We start from the raw sequence: 22,096 nt of genomic DNA, 5'->3' as shown, positions 1-22,096 counted from the left end.
GGATGGCTCAGCGCGACCAGCCAAGGGCACGACGCAGGCGTTGCCACGGGCCCTCGCTGATGCGCTGACGCAAAGGGGCGCGCATGGCCTCGACGATCGACTGACCGATCGCATGGAAGGTGAATCGCTGCTCTGCCAGCTCCTGACCATTGCGCGAGATGCGTTCGGCCAGTGCGCTGTCGGCGCGCAGTACGGCAAGCTTTTCGCGCAATTGCTGCAGGTCGCGGTAGAGCACGATGTTGTGCATGTCGACGAAACCCAGGGCGCGATTCTCTTCCTCACCCTGGTCGTAGGCAAACAGCACACAGCCGCAGGCCATGGCTTCGAAGTTCTTGATCATGTACTCGCCCATGCCGACATCGGCACTGACGAAGTAACGGATCCGGCTCAGCGTCTGACTGTACTCTTCACCCGACTTGGTGCGGGTGACGACTAGGTTTTCGACTGCGGCCAGCGAGTCGAGCATGGCCTTGCGCCCGGAATAGGCAACGCTGCGCAAGCTACCAACGAACGCCAGCTCGATGTCGCGCTCACGGTTTTCGTTGCGCAGCAGCGCTTGATCGTAGCCCTTGGGCACGAACAGCGCATCAAAACCTTCGTCCTGCAGGCGCCGTGTCACCACTGCCCCCGAGGTGATCACCCGCGCCCACGGCAAGCGGCGGTAATGCGCGCTGAACTTGCCGGTGTACTTGCAGGGGATGTAATTCTGGTAGGCGTCGTGCTCGAGAATCACCAGGTTAGGGACTTGGCGGATGAAGCGAACCTGGCGGATTTCTTTCTTGAAGCGCAGGAAGAACAGGATGCGGTCGTACTCCTCCACCTTTACATGGCGGTTGAAGTAGCCGCGCAAGTCATCCTGTTCGTCGTCGCTCAACCAGCGAATGTCACATTCGCAACTGGCCGAGATGCCTTCGTACAGACGATCCAGGATCGCACGCTGCTCTTTCTGGACCAGAAACAGGACTTTCACTGTTGCTCTCTCTTGTCGATCAGAGTCTCGACCCAAAACAGTTCATGACGACGCACTGCCTTGCGGAAGAATTCATTTTCACCGAAAGCCGGCCAACGGCGACCGGCCAGATAATGCTGCAGGAAGCGGCGAATTCTCCGCTTGAGCGGCGCCGGCGGCTGCAGGTCGTGCATCATGCCCAAGGCCAGGGCCTTGTGTCGCTGCTGTGCGGGCGACACCTGCAAGGTCCACGGGCGCATCGCCCACTGCGCCTCGAAACTCGGCGGCAAGGCCACGCCGTCGCCTGCCTCGCCCATCGGCCAGCGGTCATTGTCGTGCAGGTGATTGGCGTAGAACAACAGGCTCTGCGGCTGCCACTGGGTGCCCTTGAGCGCCTCGCGAAGGGCGTCGTGGGCGCAGACGTGGTCCGGGTGCGGATCGAGCTGCGGGTGCGGCAGGACAATCGTTGCCGGGCGCGCTCGCTCGATCAGCTCGCGTAAATCCGCCACCAGGTTGCGCCAGGTTGGCAGGCCGTCGGCATCACTGTGCAGTGACAGTTCATTGAAGCGACGGAACGGCCGGGTATCGGCAAGATCAGCTTCGCGCGAGGAGACCACTGCCTCAGGGTCGGCCTGCATCGCCGCCAGCTGCATGCAGAAGTACCCCAACTGCACGCTCTGCGACGCCGGCACACCGGCCCAGCGCGGTACCGCGACGCTGTCCCAGCTGCGCACTTCACCCTTGAGCCGGGCCGCTGCGACCGTATCGAGCTTGAGCGTGTCGCGGTAGTACTCGTTTTCGATTTCGCCAGCGGTCACGGTCACGATCCAGCTCTGCGCCGCCTGAGCGTAGGCGGCAAAGGCGGCCAGCTCGGCATCGTCGGCATGCGGCGCAATGACCATCAGGCTGCCGGCAAGGTAGTCGGCATGGCGCACGACCAACAGCTCCATGTCGCCGGTCAGCCGGCAATGGCGGCCACGCAGGCGCAAACGGCCTGCGGCGAGTGCTTCATCCTGCCCGGTGAGGTTGAGGTAGCGCACGCCGCGCACACCACGCTCGAACGCCTGGCTGTCGGCGTTGCCACCCTCGATGAGCACCGCCGGGTCGAACAGCCGCCCCAACCAGCCAGCCCGCAGGCCAACGCGCACCAGCAACGTCTCGCCACCGTCGAGCGAACAACCGGCGGGCAGCGCGAGCAGCCCGTTACCGCTCTCAAGGGCATAGCGCTCACTGCCCTGCAGGTCGTACTGGTAGTCGCTGCCCGGCTCATAGAACAGGTGATCGGAAAACCACGCTTCGTGCGCCACCCACAGCAGCACCGCCAACAGCAACGGTAACCACCAGGCCAACAGCCCGGTGAGCAACAGCAGGCACAGCGCCACCAGCAGAGCGATGCGCTTGCCCTTTCGATGACGGCTCAGCAGTTGCTGCTTGCGTGCGCTCATGGTCAGACCTGATACACAGTCACGGGATTGCACCAACGGTCCTTGTACTCGCGGTCGGCACGACCGAAAGAGAACCGCAGCGGCTTGCTGCGTGCATTGGCATCTTCCCAGGCCGCCTGGGTGTTGAGGAAACTCAACACGCTGCCGGGGCTGAAGGCCTTGGTTTCGGGGTCGACACCGCCGTTGACGTATTCGACACTGATCCACTCGGGCGCTTCGACGCGATACACCAGCTGGATGGCAATGGGCTTGCCGTCGAGCAGCAGCACCGAGCCGATCAACAGTGCGCGCAGGCGCTCGATGACCTCGGCCATGTGCTGGGCACCGGTAGCGGCAAAGCCCCAGCGGCGCTGGAACAGGTCACAGTACATGGCGGCGATTTCAGCTGAGCTGAAGTCGCTGATCGCCTGCACCTGGCCACCCGCTTCTTCCAGCAGGCGCAGTTCGCGGCGCTGGTTGTAGCGAAACTTCTTCGACAGGTCTTCGTGGGCGCGAGCCATGGCCAACTGCTCGGTTTGCGCCTTGAGGCCACTGAAGCGGCCCTGGTTCAACTCGGACAGATAACGCCCGGCATGGCGCAGCGGCGCAGCAGCATTGGCGGCGGCAGGCAGGATCAGTTCGGCGTTGCCCAGGTCGAACAGGCCCTTCTTGCCGTGGCGCTTGAGCACATCCTTGGCCAAGGCCAGATGCCGCCCCCAGGTGGGAATGGCCGCCTGCAACTGGCCATCTTTCTCCCAACCCAGGTAACGCACCGGAATCTGCGCCAACTGCGCCAGTTGCTCGACCACCAGCGGGTGAGTCGCGACACTGCCGCCGAAGCGCTGCCAGGCGTCGGCATAGGCCGACGCATCAATGACCTGCCAGCCGCGTTCGCGCACAGCCTGAATACGGTTGAGCATCACGTGCGCACCACCAGCGCCCGAGCCTCTGGCAGTTGCCAGAAAGCGTCGCGCACGGCGTGATCGCTGAAGCGCTCGCGCAGCCGTTGCAGCATGTGCTCGGCGCACGCCTGGCGCTGCTGGTCGTCGAGCCTGGCCATATGCTTGAGGCCTTGTGCCAACTGCCCGGCATCACCAAGGGGGAACAGTACGCCAACCCCTTCGACCACTTCCCGGGCACCGCCGCAGGCGGTAGCCAGCACGGGCACGCCGGCGACCATGGCTTCGAGCAGAACCATGCCGAACGGCTCATGGTCGGAGCTCAGGGCAAACACATCGAACGCCTTGAAATAGCGCCGGGCATCCGCCACCTGGCCCAGGAAGTCGACCTGCCCGGCGATACCCAGCTCAACCGCCTGGGCCTTGAGCGTGGCTTCCAGGCGGCCCATGCCCAACACCGCCAGGCGAGCGCCCTCAGGCAACTGCGGCAAGGCCTCGGCAAAGCCCTTGAGCAGGGTGGCCTGGTCCTTGTCCGGGTGCAGGCGGCCGACGTTACCGACAATCCATGCCTGCGGGTCAAGGCCGAGCACGCGGCGCGCCTCATCGCGAGGTACCAGGCTCGCCTGCAGGCCCTCGACATCGATACGGTTGTACAGCGTCTGGATACGCTCGCCAGGCCACTGCGGCAGGCAGCGGCGCATGTCGTCGCGCACGGCGTCGGACACGCCGAGCAGGCTCAGCCGCTTGCGAAACAGGTTGGCAAACAGCCGCCGGCTCTGGCGCTGGTAATCACCAAAGGCATGGTGCACACCGATGACCGGCAGGCGAGTGCCGAGCAAGGCGATATAGATCGGCTTGAAGCGGTGGGCAATGCAGGCACTGAAATTGCGTTCGGCGGCGATCCGCCGCAGGGCACGAATGGCGCCCAGCTTCAGGCCGCGCACGGCCTTTGAGCTGAACTCCAGAAACAGCACTTCATCAGACGCACAGCCAGCCGCCACCTGCGGGTCGGCCTTACCGGTGAGGAACACCGTGGTGACCTGGTAGCCGCTGCCCTGAAACAGGCTGGCGTACTGACGGGCACAGTCGAGAAACGGCCCGTCATAGCCATGGCAGAACTGCAGGATGCGCGGTTCAGAGCGGCTGGTCATAAGGCGCAGCGCCATCCTTGACGACCAGGATGTCTTCCATGATCAGGTACTGCAGGTCAGAGCCGAAGAACATGTTCAGCGCATCGGTCGGCGAGCAGATCATCGGCTCGCCGCGGCGGTTGAGCGAGGTGTTCAACGACACGCCGTTACCGGTCAGGTCCTCGAGCGCCTTCATCATGTCGTAGTAGCGCGGGTTGTACTCACGCTTGAGCACCTGGGCACGCGAGGTACCGTCTTCATGGACGACTTCCGGCACGCGGGTCTTCCACTCTTCCGCCACTTCGAAGGTGAAGGTCATGAACGGCGCCGGGTGATCGATCTTGATCATCTGTGGCGCAACGGTGTCGAGCATCGACGGGCAGAAAGGCCTCCAGCGCTCGCGGAACTTGATCTGGTGGTTGATCCGGTCAGCCACGCCAGGCACGCTCGGGCAGCCGATGATCGAACGACCACCCAGCGCACGCGGGCCAAACTCCATGCGGCCCTGGAACCAGGCCACCGGGTTGCCATCGACCATGATCTTGGCGATCTGCTCGGGCATGTTGTCCAGCTTGCGCCAGGCCGGCTGGCTCGGGTGACGGGCACAGGCGGCGATCACGTCTTCGTTGGAGTACGCAGGGCCGAGGTAGACGTGTTCCATCTTCTCGACCGGTACGCCACGGGCGTGCGACACATAGGCCGCGGCGCCAACTGCGGTGCCGGCGTCGCCGGAAGCAGGCTGGACGAACAACTCCTTGACGTCCGGGCGGGCGATGATCTTCTGGTTGAGCTTGACGTTCAGCGCGCAGCCGCCGGCGAACGCCAGCTTGCCGGTTTGCTTGAGGGTGTCGCCCAGGTAGTGGTCGATCATTTGCAGGGCCAGCTTCTCGAACAGCGCCTGCATGCTTGCCGCATAGTGAATGTACGGCTCGTCGGCGATATCGCCTTCGCGCTTGGGCCCCAGCCACTCGATCAGCTTGGGCGTAAAGTAAAAGCCCTTGCCCTTCTCTTTATAGCGGCGCAGGCCGATGACGTTGGCGTATTCGGTGTTGATCACCAGTTCGCCATTCTCGAAGCTGGCCAAGCGCGAGAAGTCATACTTGCTGGCGTCGCCGTACGGCGCCATGCCCATGACCTTGAACTCGCCGTCGAGCATCTCGAAACCAAGGAACTCGGTGATCGCGCCGTACAGGCCACCCAGGGAATCCGGATCGAAGAATTCCTTGATCTTGTGAATCTTGCCGTTTTCGCCGTAGCCAAAGAAGGTCGTGGCGTACTCGCCCTTGCCATCGATGCCGAGGATCGCGGTTTTTTCCTTGAAGCCGGAGCAGTGGTAGGCACTGGAAGCGTGCGCCAGGTGGTGCTCGACTGGCTCGATCTTGATCTTTTTCGGATCGAAGCCCAGTTGCTCCAGGCACCAGACGATCTTCTTGCGGTAGCGTTTGTAGCGACGGTTGCCCATCAGGATCGCGTCAAGGGCGCGGTCCGGGGCGTACCAGTAGCGCTTGGCATAGTGCCAGCGGGCCTTGCCGAACAGGCTGATCGGGGCGAACGGAATCGCCACCACGTCGACGTCCGACGGCTTGATGCCGGCCTGTTCCAGGCAGAACTTCGCCGATTCGTAGGGCATGCGGTTCTTCGCATGCTTGTCACGCACGAAGCGCTCTTCTTCGGCGGCGGCGATCAACTTGCCGTCGATGTACAGGGCCGCGGAAGGGTCATGGCTAAGGGCGCCGGACAGGCCAAGAATCGTCAATGCCAAGGGTCTAGCCTCTTCATTCGGTAGAGATGCGCCGTCGGCCTGGTGGGCGGACGGCGACTAAAGGGCGGGATTATAACGCAAACATCAGGGACGCACTGCCCCCCGGGAACGGCTTGCCCCAGGATGCAATGCTGAATGTGTCGCCATCATCGCCGGACGAGCCAGGCAACTGCCTTTATTCAGCGATCAGCCAGTCAAGACGCCAACTGCCGTCGGTTTGCGCCAGCTCTTTTGCCAGCAGCGGCAGCAGCTCACGCAGTTCCTCTTCCAGCCCCCAAGGCGGGTTGGCAATGGCCAGGCCGGAGCCATTAAGCCCCTGCGGGCTGTCCTGGTGATGCACATACAACTCGGCGCGCAGCAGCTTTGGCGCGCCGGTGCTGGTCAGGTCCTGATAGAAGCGGGTCAGCGAGCGCTGGTCCTTGATCGGGTACCAGATCGCCGCGACGGTCTGGCGCATACGCCCGATCGCTTCTTTCACGGCCACGGTGCAGCGCTTGAGCTCGTCGGCCTGCTCGAAGGGCGGGTCGATGAGCATGATCGCGCGTTTTTCCTGAACGGGCAGCAGCGCCCGCGGCACGTGCCAACCCTCACCGAGGTGGACGGTGACGCGCGGGTCCTTTTTCATGTTCTCGCGCAGCAGCGGGCCGTCTTCGGGGTGTTTCTCGTTGAGCAGCGCGCGATCCTGCTGGCGCATCAGCCGACGCGCCAGCTCGGGTGAGCCGGGGTAGTAGCGCAGTTCGCCGTCCTGGTTCAGGCGCTTGATGACGCGCAGATAGTCGGCAGTGATCGCCGGCAGGTCATCGCGCCCCCACAGACGCGCGACGCCCTCCAGGTATTCACCGGTGCGCGTTGCCTGGTCGCCCTGCAGGTCGTACAGGCCCAGGCCTGCATGGGTGTCGATGTAGGCGAACGGCTGCTCCTTGCGCGACATCAGGGCGATGAGGCGGGTGAGCACGATGTGTTTGAACACGTCGGCGTGGTTGCCGGCGTGGAAGGCGTGACGATAGTTCATGGCAACTCCTGCAAGGCCGGCAAGTTTACCTTGTCGCGTTGAAGTCGTCAGGCCCGCCGGGCGATTGGTGGGGGTTGGCGTGAGCTCGCCGGGGCCGCTGCGCGCCCCTTTCGCGACACAAGGCCGCTCCCACATGGACGGCGCCGTGCAGTGACTTTCATGTATTGAACAAAAAATGGGCAACACTCCATCCTGTGGGAGCGGCCTTGCCGGGGCGCCGGACCGGTCGGAAAGGGCTGCGCAGCGGCCCCGGCGAGCTCAAGCCAGACCAAATTTCAAAGACCTTGAAAGGGATGGCCGTAAGGGCGGAAGGGGCCAGAAGCACCACCCCATCAAATGGATAAGCCCCCAACCTACAAACCCCGGAACCTACCCCTAGCCCCAGGCAACCCGTGAACAGAAAAAAGCCCGCATCTCCAAGAGACGCGGGCCTTTTCAGACAACCCTCAAACCACCATCACTTACCGATATGATAAGCCTCGTCAGCCTTCTCAAAGCGCGAAATCATGCTCAAAGTCGGCGCGCCCAGCTTGCTCACCACGAAGATCGCAATGCTAGCGAGCAGGAAGCCCGGGATGATCTCGTACAGTTTGCTGTCCAGCAGCTCATTGTCGACCAACTGCTTCCAGGCAATCACCGTTACCGCGCCGATGACAATGCCTGCCAGGGCACCGTTACGCGTCATGCCCTTCCACAGCACAGAGAACAGCACTACCGGACCAAACGCAGCACCGAAGCCAGCCCAGGCATACGACACCAGGCCAAGCACACGGTTTTCCGGGTTCGACGCAATGGCAATGGCGATCAGCGCCACCGCCAGCACCATCAGACGACCGACCCAGACCAGCTCGACCTGCGAGGCATTCTTGCGCAGGAAAGTCTTGTAGAAGTCTTCGGTCAGCGCGCTCGAGCACACCAGCAACTGGCAGCTCAAGGTACTCATCACCGCCGCCAGGATGGCCGACAGCAGCACACCGGCAACCCATGGGTTGAACAGAATCTTGGCCAGCTCGATGAACACACGCTCGTGGTTTTCGTTAACTGGGCCGGCAACCTCAGGGTGCGCCGAGAAGTAGGCGATACCGAAGAAGCCCACGGCGCAGGTACCGGCCAGGCAGAGGATCATCCAGGTCATGGAGATGCGACGCGCCTTTGCGATCGACTTGACCGAATCCGCCGCCATGAAACGCGCCAGGATGTGCGGCTGACCGAAGTAGCCCAGGCCCCAGCCCATCAGCGAGATGATGCCGACGAAGGTTGCGCCCTTGAACATGTCGAAGTGCGCCGGGTTCTGCAATTCAATGGCTGCGAAGGTTGTATCGAAACCACCGGTGGAGATCAGCACGATGATCGGCGTCAGAATCAACGCGAAGATCATCAGCGAAGCCTGCACGGTATCGGTCCAGCTCACCGCCAGGAAGCCACCGACAAAGGTGTAGGCGATGGTTGCCGCAGCGCCGGCCCACAGGGCGGTCTCGTACGACATGCCGAAGGTGCTTTCGAACAGGCGCGCCCCCGCAACGATGCCGGAGGCGCAATAGATGGTGAAGAACACCAGGATGACCACAGCCGAGATGATCCGCAGCAGACCGCTCTGGTCTTCGAAACGGCTGGAGAAGTAATCCGGCAGGGTCAGCGCGTCACCGTTGTGCTCGGTCTGCACCCGCAGGCGGCCGGCAACGAACAGCCAGTTGAGGTAGGCACCGACAGTCAGGCCGATGGCGATCCAGGCTTCGGAGAGTCCCGACATGTAGATGGCGCCCGGCAGGCCCATCAGCAGCCAGCCGCTCATGTCCGAGGCACCTGCAGACAATGCGGTTACCACGCTGCCCAGGCTTCGTCCACCCAGGATGTAATCGGAGAGGTTGTTGGTCGAGCGATAGGCGAAGAAGCCGATCAGTACCATTGCCGCGATGTAGACCACGAAGGTGATCGTTAGTGGATTGCCCATGAGTTGTGCCCTGGCGTTTGTTTTTATCTCTTGCAGACTCACCGGATAAGGCGGTTGCACCCAGGCGGCGAATCCTATGCAACAACATCAATTAGGTGCAACCATTTTTCGGCTGCAAGTTGCACCTACCCGTACAAATTCAGAAAAAGCCGCGTTCTTGCTCCTTTTTGGCGCAAACAACACCGTTTTCATAAGAAAACGCACTGTTGATGACCATTTTCGCTAAATCGGAAAAACCGTCAGACGAGTTGCACCTTTTCCCAAGAAAAAACGGGTTGCACCAGGTTGCACCTGAATTGTCCTACAGCTAATCTTGGCTCCAGCTTAGGCCACGCCCGTGGCAATAACGAGGATAAGAAATGGCGACGACCACCCTTGGGGTCAAACTTGACGACCCTACCCGCGAGCGACTCAAGGCAGCTGCGCAGTCCATCGACCGCACGCCGCACTGGTTGATCAAGCAGGCGATCTTCAACTACCTGGAGAAGCTTGAGGGTGGTGCCACCCTGACTGAAATAAACGGTCATGGCGGCAACCTCGGCGAAGACGCTGGCGACGTCCAGCAAGACCACAACCATCAATGCTTCCTCGAGTTTGCCGAAAGCATCCTGCCGCAGTCGGTACTGCGCTCTGCAATCACTGCCGCCTACCGCCGCCCCGAGCAGGAAATGGTGCCCATGCTGCTGGAGCAGGCGCGCCTGACCACGGCCCAGGCCGAAGCCACCAACAAGCTGGCCGCCGGTATCGCCGAGAAACTGCGCAACCAGAAGAGTGCCAGCGGTCGCGCCGGTATCGTTCAGGGCCTGCTGCAGGAATTCTCGCTGTCGTCGCAGGAAGGCGTGGCGCTGATGTGCCTGGCCGAAGCCCTGCTGCGCATCCCCGACAAAGGCACCCGCGACGCGCTGATCCGCGACAAGATCAGCACCGGCAACTGGCATCCGCACCTGGGCAACAGTCCATCGCTGTTCGTCAACGCTGCAACCTGGGGCCTGCTGCTGACCGGCAAGCTGGTTTCCACCCATAACGAATCCGGCCTGACCTCCTCGCTCACGCGCATCATCGGCAAGAGCGGCGAGCCGATGATCCGCAAGGGCGTCGACATGGCCATGCGCCTGATGGGCGAGCAGTTCGTCACTGGCGAGACCATCGCCGAAGCGCTGGCCAACGCCAGTCGCTTCGAGGCCAAAGGCTTCCGCTACTCCTACGACATGCTTGGCGAAGCCGCGCTGACCGAGCACGACGCGCAGAAGTACCTGGCCTCTTACGAGCAAGCCATCCATTCGATCGGCAAAGCCTCGCATGGCCGCGGCATCTATGAAGGCCCGGGCATCTCGATCAAGCTCTCGGCACTGCACCCGCGCTACAGCCGCGCCCAGTACGAGCGGGTCATGGAAGAGCTCTACCCGCGCCTGCTGTCGCTGACCCTGCTGGCCAAGCAATACGACATCGGCCTGAACATCGACGCCGAAGAAGCCGACCGCCTCGAGCTGTCGCTGGACCTGCTCGAACGCCTCTGCTTCGAGCCGTCGCTGACCGGCTGGAACGGTATCGGTTTTGTCATCCAGGCCTACCAGAAACGCTGCCCGTACGTGATCGACTCGGTCATCGACCTGGCCAAGCGCAGCCGTCACCGCCTGATGATCCGCCTGGTCAAGGGCGCTTACTGGGACAGCGAGATCAAGCGCGCCCAGGTCGAAGGCCTGGAAGGTTATCCGGTCTACACCCGCAAGGTGTACACCGATGTTTCCTACATCGCCTGCGCACGCAAGCTGCTGTCGGTGCCGGAAGCCATCTACCCGCAGTTCGCCACCCACAACGCCCACACCCTGTCCGCCATCTACCAGATCGCCGGGCAGAACTACTACCCGGGCCAGTACGAGTTCCAGTGCCTGCACGGCATGGGCGAGCCGCTCTATGAGCAAGTGGTCGGCACAGTCGCCGACGGCAAGCTGAACCGTCCTTGCCGCGTGTATGCACCGGTCGGCACCCACGAAACGCTGCTGGCCTACCTGGTCCGCCGCCTGCTGGAAAACGGCGCCAACACCTCGTTCGTCAACCGCATCGCCGACCACTCGATCTCGATCCAGGAGCTGGTCGCCGATCCGGTCGCGAGCATCGAGCAGATGGCTGCCCAGGAAGGCAGCATCGGCCTGCCGCACCCACGCATCCCGCTGCCGCGCGACCTGTACGGCAGCGAGCGGGCCAACTCGGCCGGTATCGACCTGGCCAACGAACACCGCCTGGCGTCGCTCTCCTGCGCCCTGCTGGCGACTGCCCACAACCCCTGGAAAGCCGAGCCCCTGCTGGGCTGCGCCTCTAGCCAAGAGGCCGCGGCTGCGGTGCTCAACCCGTCCGATCATCGCGACGTGGTCGGCCATGTGCAGGAAGCCACCATCACTGACGTCGACAACGCCATCCAATGCGCGCTGAACGCCGCGCCGATCTGGCAGGCGACGCCGGCGGCGGAACGCGCGGCAATCCTCGAGCGCAGCGCCGACCTGATGGAAGCCGAGATCCAGCCGCTGATGGGCCTGCTGGTCCGCGAGGCGGGCAAGACCTACGCCAACGCCATCGCCGAAGTGCGCGAGGCGGTGGACTTCCTGCGCTACTACGCAGTGCAGGCACGTAACGATTTCAGCAACGACGCGCACCGCCCGCTGGGCCCGGTGGTATGCATCAGCCCGTGGAACTTCCCGCTGGCGATCTTCAGCGGCCAGGTTGCCGCGGCCCTGGCTGCAGGCAACCCGGTGCTGGCCAAGCCGGCCGAGCAGACGCCACTGGTCGCGGCCCAGGCCGTGCGCCTGCTGCTGGAAGCCGGTATTCCGGAAGGCGTCCTGCAACTGCTGCCAGGCCGTGGCGAGACCGTCGGCGCGCGCCTGGTCGGTGACGAGCGGGTCAAAGGGGTGATGTTCACCGGCTCCACCGAAGTTGCCCGCCTGCTGCAACGCAACATCGCTGGCCGTCTCGACGCCCAAGGCCGGCCGATCCCGCTGATCGCCGAAACCGGCGGCCAGAACGCGATGATCGTCGACTCCTCGGCGCTCACCGAGCAGGTGGTAATCGATGTGGTGTCCTCGGCGTTCGACAGTGCCGGCCAGCGTTGCTCGGCGCTGCGTGTACTGTGCTTGCAGGAAGACTCTGCCGACCGCGTGATCGAAATGCTCAAAGGTGCCATGGCGCAGAGCCGCCAGGGCAACCCGGAGCGCCTGTCGGTCGACATCGGCCCAGTGATCGACGCCGAAGCCAAGGCTGGCATCGAGAAGCACATCCAGGCCATGCGGGAAAAAGGCCGTACGGTTTATCAGGTGGCCATCGCCGATGCTGCAGAGTGCAAGCGCGGCACCTTCGTCATGCCGACCCTGATCGAGCTGGACAGCTTCGACGAGCTCAAGCGCGAGATCTTCGGCCCGGTCCTGCACGTGGTGCGCTACAACCGACGCAACCTCGACCAGTTGATCGAGCAGATCAATGCCTCCGGTTACGGCCTGACCCTGGGCGTGCACACTCGCATCGACGAGACCATTGCCAAAGTGGTCGACAACGTCAATGCCGGCAACATGTACGTCAACCGCAACATCGTTGGCGCCGTGGTCGGTGTGCAGCCGTTTGGTGGTGAAGGCCTGTCCGGCACCGGCCCGAAAGCCGGTGGCCCGCTGTACCTGTACCGCCTGCTGTCGACCCGCCCAGCCGATGCGGTTGCGCGTCAGTTCCAGCGTACCGATGGTGAAGGCAAGGTCGACAGCTTACTGCGCGACCAGCTGATCAAGCCGCTGCATGCACTCAAAGCCTGGGCCGAGAGCAACCAGCTGAGCGACCTGTCGCGTCTGTGCGCCGAGTTTGCCGTGCAATCGCAGAGCGGTATCACCCGCCTGCTGCCGGGCCCGACCGGTGAGCGCAACAGCTACACCATCCTGCCGCGCGAGCACGTGCTGTGCCTGGCGGATAGCGAAGCCGACTTGTTGGCGCAGCTGGCCGCGGTACTGGCAGTCGGCAGCTCGGCGGTGTGCCTGGATGGCGAACCGGCGAAGAGCCTGCGTGCGCGCCTGCCGAAGGAACTGCAAGCGAAGATCAAGCTGGTTGGCGACTGGAACAAGGATGAGGTTGCCTTCGACGCCGTGATTCACCATGGCGATTCGGATCAGCTACGCGTGGTATGCGAGCAGGTGGCCAAGCGTGCCGGGGCAATCGTCGGTGTGCATGGGCTGTCCAGCGGCGATCATCAGATTGCCCTGGAGCGCTTGGTGATCGAGCGTGCGGTGAGTGTCAACACTGCGGCGGCGGGGGGTAATGCCAGCTTGATGACCATTGGTTGATTGAGCTGATGTAATGAAAAAGGAGAGCTTCGGCTCTCCTTTTTTGTGGCAACTACGCCCCCCCGTGGGAGCGGCCTTGTGTCGCGAAAGGGCTGCAAAGCAGCCCCAGCAGGCTCAAGCCAAACACAAGGGTCAGTGCGTCATGCCGAGCTCGGCATCATCCAACAGCGCCTTGGCCAAAGCGCTCAGGTAATGCGAGGCCCAGATCAGTTGCGGGTTGTCTTCCATTACGCCGGTAATGGTCATCTCTCGCACAACGCCCAGCAATTCAGAGGCTTGCTCGCGGGCGAATTGGCAAGGGATGCCGGGTTCGATGCAGAACAAGGGTTGAGTCATCCCTTCGCCCTGGTAGAAGCGGGTTTTGCCGACCGTAGTGTTGGGTTTGACTTCTTTTGTGGTCATGGTGAATCTCCCTGGAATCATCGTTTCAGTACTGGCCTCTTCGCGGGTCAAGCCCGCTCCTACAGGATCTTCACCGTCTCTGTAGCGGGCTTGACCCGCGAAGAGGCCCGAGCAGCCAGCATCGATCAATGCAACGCGCCCGGCTCTGCCGGCATCTGCACCTGAATCAATGCCGACTCGAGCAGCATGCGTAGCGCCTCAAGCTCGTGTACTGCAGCCATGATCAACACCGAAATGGGTGTTTTGGGCTGTTGCAGAAGGGCCTGATGAGCCACGGTCTGCGCGCACAGGGCGTACTCGGCGGCCTGGATGAGGGTGTCTTCTAGGGAATGACGATTGTGGGGTGGGTCGGGGACAATTTTCAGCATTGTATTTTTCCTGAAAAGTGGCCGTCACCCTCTGCTGTCAAACAAGAAGGTGGCAGCTGTACACGGGTTGACAGACCGGTAGGAAAAATCAAAAACCCGGCGCACACGAAGTGCCCCATGCACAGCTGCCATAAAAGCAAAGCCATGATTTTTACCTGGGCGGCCTGTCAAAGCCGGACGCTGATGTGCAGCGACCGTCCGAGACTAGGGCTCAACCCAGAGCATCGCAATGGCTTGAAAGGGGTTCGGAGTATGTTTGGGAAATGGACTACAAGGAATAGGGAAAACCTTAAAACCCGGGTGAAAATCTAAGCCCGAAGTTCGACCGCATCAGGGCCACCAGGCGCATGCCGCTGGCTTCTCGGGCGTTCTCAAGATCGAGCGCCGCCCGCGCGGCGCATCGCGACACAAGGCCGCTCCCACATTTGTTGCAACGTGCCATGGCCTGATAGACCGAGGGTTTAGCCTTGTACTTACGACGAGAATCTCGGGGCGATTCCAATGGTTCTCCCTACTGTTTCGATTTTTGCTGAATCTTGGATTTGGAGCTGTGGAGAAATGGACTACAACTGAGGGGAATGTCTCTGAAAATGCTGCATTTAATCATCATTGTCCTGACAAAATCGGCGTCTGGTTATAAAGTGTTCCAACGCACCGCCATACTGACTCATCGGAGCTCACCATGACTGCGAAAGCCCGCAACAAGCCCAAGGCTGACAACCCGCATGTCGAGGCTGCCGAGCGCATTCGTCAGCTCGCTCAGATTCTCGCTGGCAACCCATCCGAAGCAAAGGCATTCCGCGCCAGCACGGGTGTATTCACCGCGAAGGGCGAGCTCAAGGCCAATTACCGATAGATGTACCAGCAGCTTCCTTCATTCGTTCTCGGCTTCCACGGATGCGATCGCAAAATCGGAGAGGCTGTCTTGGCAGGAGAGCAGATATCTCCAAGCATCAATGACTATGACTGGCTCGGCGAGGGTGCCTATTTTTGGGAAAACAGCCCCGAGCGTGCCCTCAGCTATGCGCACCTAATCAAAAAATACAAACGTGGCCAAGGATCTATCAAAAGCCCATACGTTGTCGGGGCAGTGATCGATTTGGGGCTCTGTCTTAACTTGACGGAAGAGGGGGCATTGCTAGAGCTTGGAGCGGCTTACCCTCTCCTGGCAGCTAATAGTGATGTCCTCCCAGAAAACAAGTCTGGCTTCCGTGGCGACCCAGACAACCTCAAGCGATTCCTCGACTGCGCGGTCTTCCAGACCCTTCATTCGGCCCGTGGCTTTGTTGGCTTGGAGCCCTATCAGTCGATTCGCTCTCCTTTCCTAGAAGGACCCGCACTCTTTCCAGGCACCTCCTTTCGGCAGGAAACACACATTCAGCTCTGCGTACGCGACGTCAGCTGTATCAAGGGATATTTCCGCCCCCTGAATTCCGACGGCACCCTCTTTCAGCCCTGACGCCTTTCTGCATCGTTGCCGTCAAAACGATGCCCACTCGAGTTACCCACGCTTGTTCCGTGCTATCAGCTAGATAAATCATGGTGGTCGCCCCATCCGCGCAATCCTAGACTCGAACCACCCCGAATCAGGACCTGCCGCCATGCCCGAGACCCTGCTCAGCTCCCGCAACCTCGCCTTCGAGCTCTACGAAGTGCTCGACGCCGAATCCCTGACCGAACGCCCGCGCTTCGCCGAGCACAGCCGCGAAACCTTCGATGCTGCGCTGTCCACCGCGCGCACCATCGCCGAAAAATACTTTGCCCCGCACAACCGCAAGGGCGACGAGCATGAACCGCGCTATGTCGACGGCCGCGCCGAGCTGATCCCGGAAGTGAAACCCGCCGTCGATGCCTTCCTCAACGCGGGCTTCCTCAACGCCAACCGCGACTTCGACGTGGGCGGCATGCAGCTGCCAAGCCTGGTCTCACAGGCCTGCTTCGCCCACTTCCAGGCGGCCAACGCCGGTACCACGGCCTATCCGTTTCTGACCATGGGCGCCGCCAACCTGATCGAGAACTTCGGCACCGACGAACACAAACGGCTGTTCCTGCAGCCCATGATCGACGGCCGCTACTTCGGCACCATGGCCCTGACCGAACCCCACGCAGGCTCCTCGCTGGCCGACATCCGCACCCGCGCCGAGCCGGCTGACGACGGCAGCTATCGCCTCAAGGGCAACAAGATCTTCATCTCCGGCGGCGACCACGAGCTTTCGGAAAACATCGTGCACCTGGTCCTGGCCAAACTGCCGGATGCGCCCGCCGGGGTGAAAGGCATCTCGCTGTTCATCGTGCCCAAGTTTCTGGTAAACCCGGACGGCACCCTCGGCGCACGCAACGATGTGCTGCTGGCCGGGCTGTTCCACAAGATGGGCTGGCGTGGCACCACGTCGACAGCGCTGAACTTCGGCGATAACGGGCAGTGCGTCGGCTACCTGATCGGCCAGCCGCACCAGGGCCTGGCGTGCATGTTCCAGATGATGAACGAGGCACGCATCGGCGTCGGCATGGGCGCGGTGATGCTCGGTTATGCCGGCTACCTGTATTCGCTCGACTATGCGCGCCAGCGCCCGCAAGGACGCTTGCCGGACAACAAGGACCCGCTCAGCCCGGCCGTAGCGATCATTGCCCACACCGATGTGCGACGCATGTTGCTCGCGCAAAAAGCCTACGTCGAAGGCGCCTTCGATCTCGGCTTGTACGCAGCGCGGCTGTTCGACGACACCCATACCGCGCCCAGCGAAGACGCTCGCCGCGAGGCCCAGGCGCTGCTCGACCTGCTGACGCCGATCGTCAAGTCGTGGCCCTCGGAGTTCTGCCTGAAAGCCAACGATCTGGCGATCCAGATCCTCGGCGGCCACGGCTACACCCGCGAATACCCGGTCGAGCAGTACTACCGCGATAACCGCCTGAACCCGATCCATGAGGGCACCCACGGCATTCAATCGCTCGACCTGCTCGGCCGCAAGCTGGCGCAGAACGGTGGCGCGGGGCTCAAGCAATTGATCCGGCTGATCGCCGCCAGCGCCGAACGGGCCAGTCACCATCCCAGCCTGGACGCCCTGCGCGAGCCGCTGGAGCAGTTGCTCAAGCGCCTGCAGGCCGTCACCCTGGCGCTGCTCGGCGACCTCGCCCAAGGCAAGCTCAGCGGCGCCCTGGCCAACTCGGCGCTGTACCTCAAGGCCTTCGGCCACTGCGTGATCGGCTGGCGTTGGCTGGAGCAGGCGATCCGCGCCGAGCTCGGCCTGCTCAACGGCAACCCGGCCGACCGCGAGTTCTACCTGGGCAAATTGCAGGCGGCGCGTTATTTCCTCACCTGGGAAGTACCGCCCTGCCATAATGACCTGGCATTGCTCGAGGCCCGCGACGACACCTGCCTGAGCATGCAAGAGGGGTGGTTCTAGGGGGAGCCACCGCGCACACGGAGGTTCCCGCATGTTCGATTCCAGCGCCCTGCTGCGCCAGCGCTTTGCCGTACTGCGCAGCACGGCCGAGTTGTTTTCGCTGCGTCACGTCAAGCAGTCGTACCAAGGCCTTTCAGTACGCCGCAACGTCGCCGAGCCGCCGTTCTTCAGCCAGGACGAAGGCGCCATGCTGACCGTGCGCATCAACGGCGTCGAGGCTTACGCTGCCACCGCCGACCTGTCCCAGGCCGGCCTGCAGCGCGCGCTCGAGCAGGCCGAGGCGCTGGCCCGACAGATCGCCGCGCACAGTTTGCTCGACTTGCGCGACCAACCGGTGCCGAGCCAACGCCACGACCATATCTCACCCAATTTCGAACACGTCTTGCCTGACCTTGCCGACTGCCTGGGCCTGCTTGCCGCAGAATCTGCCAGCGTGCCGAAAGACAGTCGCCTGGTCGATTGGCAAGCAAGTCTTGGCATCAGCCGGGTCGAGCAGACCTACCTGAACTCGGCCGGCGCCGAACTGCGCCATGCCCAGCGCTTCCTGTTCCCGGGCCTGGGCGTCACCGCCAGCGACGGCCAGGACAGCCAAAGCCGCAGCCTGGGCCGGGACAACTTCGGCCAGCAAGGCGGCTTCGAGATCATCCAGCGCTGCGGCCTGGTCGGCGCCGCTGTGCAGGTCGCGGACGAGGCCTTGCAGTTGTTGCTGGCGCCCAATACCCCCAGCGGCCCGCGCGATCTGCTGTTGATGCCGGACCAGATGATGCTGCAGATTCACGAGTCGATCGGCCACCCGCTGGAGATGGACCGCATTCTCGGTGACGAGCGCAACTACGCCGGCACCAGCTTCGTCAAAGCCAGCGACTTCGGCCACCTGCAGTACGGCTCCACGCTGCTTGACGTGACCTTCGACCCGAGCATCGACGAAGAGCTGGCCAGCTACAGCCACGACGACGACGGCAGCCCGGCGAGCAAGCAGTTCCTGATCCGCCAGGGCAAGCTGCTGCGGCCCTTGGGCGGCGCCCTGTCGCAGTTCCGCTCGGGCCTGGACGGTGTGGCCAACAGCCGTGCCTGCAGCTGGAACCGCGCGCCCATCGACCGCATGGCCAACCTCAACATCGAGCCGGGTGATCAGTCGCTGGCGCAGCTGGTGGGCGGCATCGAGCGCGGCATCCTCATGCGCACCAACCGCTCCTGGTCGATTGATGACGCGCGCAACAAGTTCCAGTTCGGTTGCGAGTGGGGTCAGCTGATTGAAGACGGCCAGCTCAAGGGCGTGCTCAAGAACCCCAACTACCGGGGCATCTCCGCGCAGTTCTGGGGCAATCTGGCGGCGGTCGGCGACCGCAGTACCTTCCAGGTGCTCGGCACGCCCAACTGCGGCAAGGGCGAACCCAACCAGGTAGTGCGGGTCGGCCACGCTTCGCCGGCGTGCGTGTTCCGCCAGATCGACGTATTCGGAGGAGACGCCTGATGAGCGCCACACCCCAGCAAGACTTTGCCGACCTGCTCAGCGCCTTGCGCAGCGCGCTGGCCGAGGGCGAGCAGTTCACCCTCGGCTACAGTGCCGAGCAGTCGCAGTTCATCCGCTTCAACCATGCCAAGGTGCGTCAGGCCGGTGTGGTCAACCAGGCCAGTGCGCAGTTGCGCCTGGTCCGCGACGGGCGCCAGGCCGAACAGCAGTTCACCCTGTGCGGCGACGCCGAGCTGGATCGGCAGCGGCTGCACGACGCCCTAGCGCAGTTGCGGCAGACCCTGCCGCTGCTGGCGCTCGATCCCTACCTGAGCCTGGACGACAGCCCCTGGCAATCGCACAGCCAGCAGGATCAGGCCCTGCCCGAGCCGGCCGAAGTACTGGCTTTGGTCGAGCGCGAAGCGGGCCAACTGGACCTGGTCGGGATCTATGCCGCCGGGCCGATCTGCCGAGGTTTTGCCAGCTCGTTCGGCGCCTTCGGCTGGCACCAGGCAAACAGCTTCAACTTCGACTGGAGCCTGTTCCATGCCAATGGTGAGGCGGTAAAAGCCAACTATGCCGGGCAGTCGTGGGACGCCGAGACGTTTGTCGAGCGCTTGCGCCTGGCGCGCGAGCAGTTGACCTACCTCGGTCGACCGGCGATCACCCTCAAGCCCGGCAGCTACCGCGCCTATCTCGCGCCAGCGGCCATGGACGAGATCGCCGGAATGCTCGGCTGGGGTGGGTTTTCGGCCCAGGCGCTGGCCACCGGTAACAGCCCGCTGCAGCGGCTGTACAGTGGCGACGCCCAGCTCAGCCCGCTGGTCAGTTTCGATGAGCAGGTGACGGGGTCGCTCAGTCCGGCGTTTTCGGATGAGGGCTTGCCGCGCAAGGATGTTCGGCTGATCGCCGAAGGACGGGGCCTGGAACGTCTGGTCAGCGCCCGCAGCGCGGCCGAATTCAGCCAGCTGGCGAATGGCGCCGACAGCTACGAAGCGCCCTGCGCACTGAGCCTGGCGCCCGGCAACCTGGCATCGGAGCAGATCCTCGAACGGCTCGGCACGGGCTTGTACATCAGCAACCTGTGGTACCTGAACTACTCTGACTTGCCCGCTGCGCGCATGACCGGCTTGACCCGCTTCGCCACCTTCTGGGTCGAGAACGGCCAGATCCAGGGGCCGGTCAGCACCATGCGCTTCGACGACACCCTGTACAGCCTGCTGGGCAGCCAGCTGGAGGAACTGACCCGCGAGCGCGAGTTGATCCTGTCGACCAGCACCTATGGGCAGCGGCAAACCGGATCGAGTCATTTGCCGGGGGCACTGGTCAAAGGGCTGACGTTGACGCTTTAGCATTACGCTTGGGGGGCGTTGATCGTGCTCCTTCGGGGCGGGCCTCTTCGCGGGGCAAGCCCGCTCCTACAGATTCGAGGCGTACACAGAACCTGTAGGAGCGGGCTTGCCCCGCGAAGAGGCCCGCCCCGACACAACACCAGCACTCACCCACGGCAATCTCAGCCAGGAAGCTTGAGGCCCACATGTCCGAACGCGCACCGCTGGACCCCGTCACCGCCCGCTGGATCCCGTGGGTAGTGGCCATCGCCTTCTTCATGCAATCGCTGGACGGCACCATCCTCAATACCGCGCTGCCGGCCATGGCCCGCTCGCTCGAGGAAGACCCGCTGCGCATGCAGGGCGTGATCATCGCCTACATGCTCACGGTCGCCCTGCTGATCCCGGCCTCGGGCTGGATTGCCGACCGCTTCGGCACCAAGCGGATCTTCTTCAGCGCGATCCTGCTGTTCAGCTTTGGCTCGCTGCTCTGCGCCCTGGCCAACACCCTGAGCATGCTGATCGTCGCGCGAGTCATTCAGGGCCTGGGCGGCGCACTGATGCTACCGGTCGGCCGGCTGGTAGTGCTGCGTGCCTACCCGCGCTCGGAGTTGGTGCGGATCATGAGCTTCATCACCATCCCCGGACTGCTCGGGCCGCTGCTCGGGCCGACGGTGGGCGGCTGGCTGGTGGAGATTCTCAGCTGGCACTGGATCTTTCTGCTCAACCTGCCGGTCGGCGTTCTGGGCTGTTATGCGGTGTGGAAGTTCATCCCCGACTTGCGCGGCAGCGAACGCACCAGCTTCGACGGCCCTGGGTTCATCCTGTTCGGCGCGGCGATGGTGCTGATCACCATCGCCATGGAGGGTCTGGGCGAACTGCACCTGCCGCACCTGCGGGTGATGTTGCTGCTATTCGCCGGCATGGCTTGCCTGGCCGCCTACTGGCTACGCGCCGGGCGCGACCCGGAGCCGCTGTTCTCGCCGAGCCTGTTTCGCGTGCGAACCTTCGCCATCGGCATCCTCGGCAACCTGTTCGCCCGCCTGGGCAGCGGCGCCCTGCCCTTCCTCGTGCCGCTGTTGCTGCAGATCGCCCTCGGCTACTCGCCGTCGCAGGCTGGCATGAGCATGATCCCGCTGGCGGCGGCGGCCATGGTCGCCAAGTCCATCGCCCGGCCGCTGATCGAGCGCCTCGGCTACCGGATCATCCTCACCGGCAACACCCTGCTGCTGGGCATCCTTCTGGCCAGCCTGGGCCTGGTTGACGAACAGACCCCGTATGCCCTGCTGCTGGTGCAGCTGTCACTGCTCGGTGCGGTCAACTCGCTACAGTTCACCGCAATGAACACGGTAACTCTGATTGATCTGGACGATGCCAACGCCAGCGGCGGCAATAGCCTGCTGTCAGTGGTCGCGCAACTGAGCCTGAGCCTGGGCGTAGCCTGCGCCGGCGCCCTGCTCGGCGGTTTCACCGCGGCGGGCAGCGCCGAAGGCGTCGAGACGGCGCTGGGCGCCTTCCAGCTGACCTTCTTCACCATCGGCCTGATGTCGATGCTGGCGGCGGCGATCTTCCTCCAGCTGTCGCCGACGGACGGAAGGCGTGCTCGTCGTCCGGAACCGGAGATCGAACCTTAGGGCGAATGGCCACGAGGCTGGTAGACTGTGCGGCATTTTTTCGCTTCGCAACGCAGGCCCGCCT

The 22,096-nt window shown here is 63.1% G+C and carries 16 protein-coding genes; 7 read left to right on the top strand and 9 right to left on the bottom strand.

Annotated features, from left to right (window positions below; translation table 11 throughout):
• Window positions 1-7: 7 nt before the first annotated feature.
• The 7 genes from J3B00_RS04680 to putP all read right to left on the bottom strand — a co-directional run bounded on the left by J3B00_RS04680 (window position 8) and on the right by putP (window position 9,127).
• Complete coding sequence (locus tag J3B00_RS04680) at window positions 8-970, bottom strand: glycosyltransferase (RefSeq protein WP_209864678.1); 963 nt, start codon at window positions 968-970, stop codon at window positions 8-10.
• Window positions 967-2,394, bottom strand: a complete 1,428-nt coding sequence (locus J3B00_RS04675) for a PIG-L family deacetylase (protein WP_209864674.1) — start codon at window positions 2,392-2,394, stop codon at window positions 967-969. The genes J3B00_RS04680 and J3B00_RS04675 overlap by 4 nt, the downstream gene beginning before the upstream one ends.
• Before the next feature lie 2 nt (window positions 2,395-2,396).
• Window positions 2,397-3,293, bottom strand: coding sequence for an antimicrobial resistance protein Mig-14 (locus J3B00_RS04670; RefSeq protein WP_209864671.1), 897 nt, complete (start codon window positions 3,291-3,293; stop codon window positions 2,397-2,399).
• The gene (locus J3B00_RS04665; RefSeq protein WP_209864667.1) at window positions 3,293-4,423 is read right to left on the bottom strand and encodes a glycosyltransferase; all 1,131 of its coding nucleotides are present in this window, start codon (window positions 4,421-4,423) and stop codon (window positions 3,293-3,295) included. Before J3B00_RS04665 ends, J3B00_RS04670 begins: the two co-directional genes overlap by 1 nt.
• Complete coding sequence (locus tag J3B00_RS04660) at window positions 4,407-6,164, bottom strand: carbamoyltransferase (RefSeq protein WP_209864663.1); 1,758 nt, start codon at window positions 6,162-6,164, stop codon at window positions 4,407-4,409. The genes J3B00_RS04665 and J3B00_RS04660 overlap by 17 nt, the downstream gene beginning before the upstream one ends.
• Before the next feature lie 175 nt (window positions 6,165-6,339).
• Window positions 6,340-7,176, bottom strand: a complete 837-nt coding sequence (gene rlmJ / locus J3B00_RS04655; protein ID WP_209864659.1) for a 23S rRNA (adenine(2030)-N(6))-methyltransferase RlmJ — start codon at window positions 7,174-7,176, stop codon at window positions 6,340-6,342.
• A 457-nt stretch (window positions 7,177-7,633) separates the two neighbouring features.
• The gene (putP, locus tag J3B00_RS04650; RefSeq protein ID WP_209864656.1) at window positions 7,634-9,127 is read right to left on the bottom strand and encodes a sodium/proline symporter PutP; all 1,494 of its coding nucleotides are present in this window, start codon (window positions 9,125-9,127) and stop codon (window positions 7,634-7,636) included.
• A gap of 359 nt (window positions 9,128-9,486) precedes the next feature.
• On the opposite strand from putP, the gene putA reads away from it, so the two are divergent.
• A complete protein-coding gene (gene putA / locus J3B00_RS04645) occupies window positions 9,487-13,440 on the top strand; it encodes a trifunctional transcriptional regulator/proline dehydrogenase/L-glutamate gamma-semialdehyde dehydrogenase (protein ID WP_209864652.1) in 3,954 nt (1,317 codons plus the stop codon).
• 132 nt (window positions 13,441-13,572) lie between these two features.
• On the opposite strand, the gene J3B00_RS04640 is transcribed toward putA, so the two are convergent.
• Both J3B00_RS04640 and J3B00_RS04635 read right to left on the bottom strand, forming a co-directional pair.
• A complete protein-coding gene (locus J3B00_RS04640; protein ID WP_209864649.1) occupies window positions 13,573-13,842 on the bottom strand; it encodes a DUF3077 domain-containing protein in 270 nt (89 codons plus the stop codon).
• Between the two features lie 125 nt (window positions 13,843-13,967).
• On the bottom strand, window positions 13,968-14,210 hold the full coding sequence (locus tag J3B00_RS04635) for a hypothetical protein (protein ID WP_209864646.1): 243 nt from the start codon (window positions 14,208-14,210) through the stop codon (window positions 13,968-13,970).
• Between the two features lie 682 nt (window positions 14,211-14,892).
• On the opposite strand from J3B00_RS04635, the gene J3B00_RS04630 reads away from it, so the two are divergent.
• From J3B00_RS04630 to mdtD, 6 genes are all read left to right on the top strand, one after another.
• A complete protein-coding gene (locus tag J3B00_RS04630) occupies window positions 14,893-15,066 on the top strand; it encodes a hypothetical protein (RefSeq protein WP_209864634.1) in 174 nt (57 codons plus the stop codon).
• The gene (locus J3B00_RS04625; protein ID WP_209864631.1) at window positions 15,067-15,669 is read left to right on the top strand and encodes a hypothetical protein; all 603 of its coding nucleotides are present in this window, start codon (window positions 15,067-15,069) and stop codon (window positions 15,667-15,669) included.
• Between the two features lie 142 nt (window positions 15,670-15,811).
• Window positions 15,812-17,614 carry an acyl-CoA dehydrogenase gene (locus J3B00_RS04620; protein WP_209864627.1) on the top strand — a complete coding sequence of 601 codons (1,803 nt, stop codon included), beginning with the start codon at window positions 15,812-15,814 and terminating at the stop codon, window positions 17,612-17,614.
• 31 nt (window positions 17,615-17,645) lie between these two features.
• Window positions 17,646-19,088: a TldD/PmbA family protein gene (locus J3B00_RS04615; RefSeq protein ID WP_209864623.1), complete on the top strand. Its 1,443-nt coding sequence runs from the start codon at window positions 17,646-17,648 to the stop codon at window positions 19,086-19,088.
• A complete protein-coding gene (locus J3B00_RS04610) occupies window positions 19,088-20,419 on the top strand; it encodes a TldD/PmbA family protein (protein ID WP_209864620.1) in 1,332 nt (443 codons plus the stop codon). The genes J3B00_RS04615 and J3B00_RS04610 overlap by 1 nt, the downstream gene beginning before the upstream one ends.
• Window positions 20,420-20,604: 185 nt before the next feature.
• The gene (gene mdtD / locus J3B00_RS04605) at window positions 20,605-22,032 is read left to right on the top strand and encodes a multidrug transporter subunit MdtD (protein WP_209864617.1); all 1,428 of its coding nucleotides are present in this window, start codon (window positions 20,605-20,607) and stop codon (window positions 22,030-22,032) included.
• The last annotated feature ends 64 nt before the right edge of the window (window positions 22,033-22,096 follow it).

The organism is Pseudomonas sp. BP8 (assembly GCF_017875955.1).
Lineage (GTDB): Bacteria > Pseudomonadota > Gammaproteobacteria > Pseudomonadales > Pseudomonadaceae > Aquipseudomonas.
The sequence above is the reverse complement of the archived record's forward strand: the minus strand, read 5'-3'. Positions and strand labels throughout refer to the sequence as shown.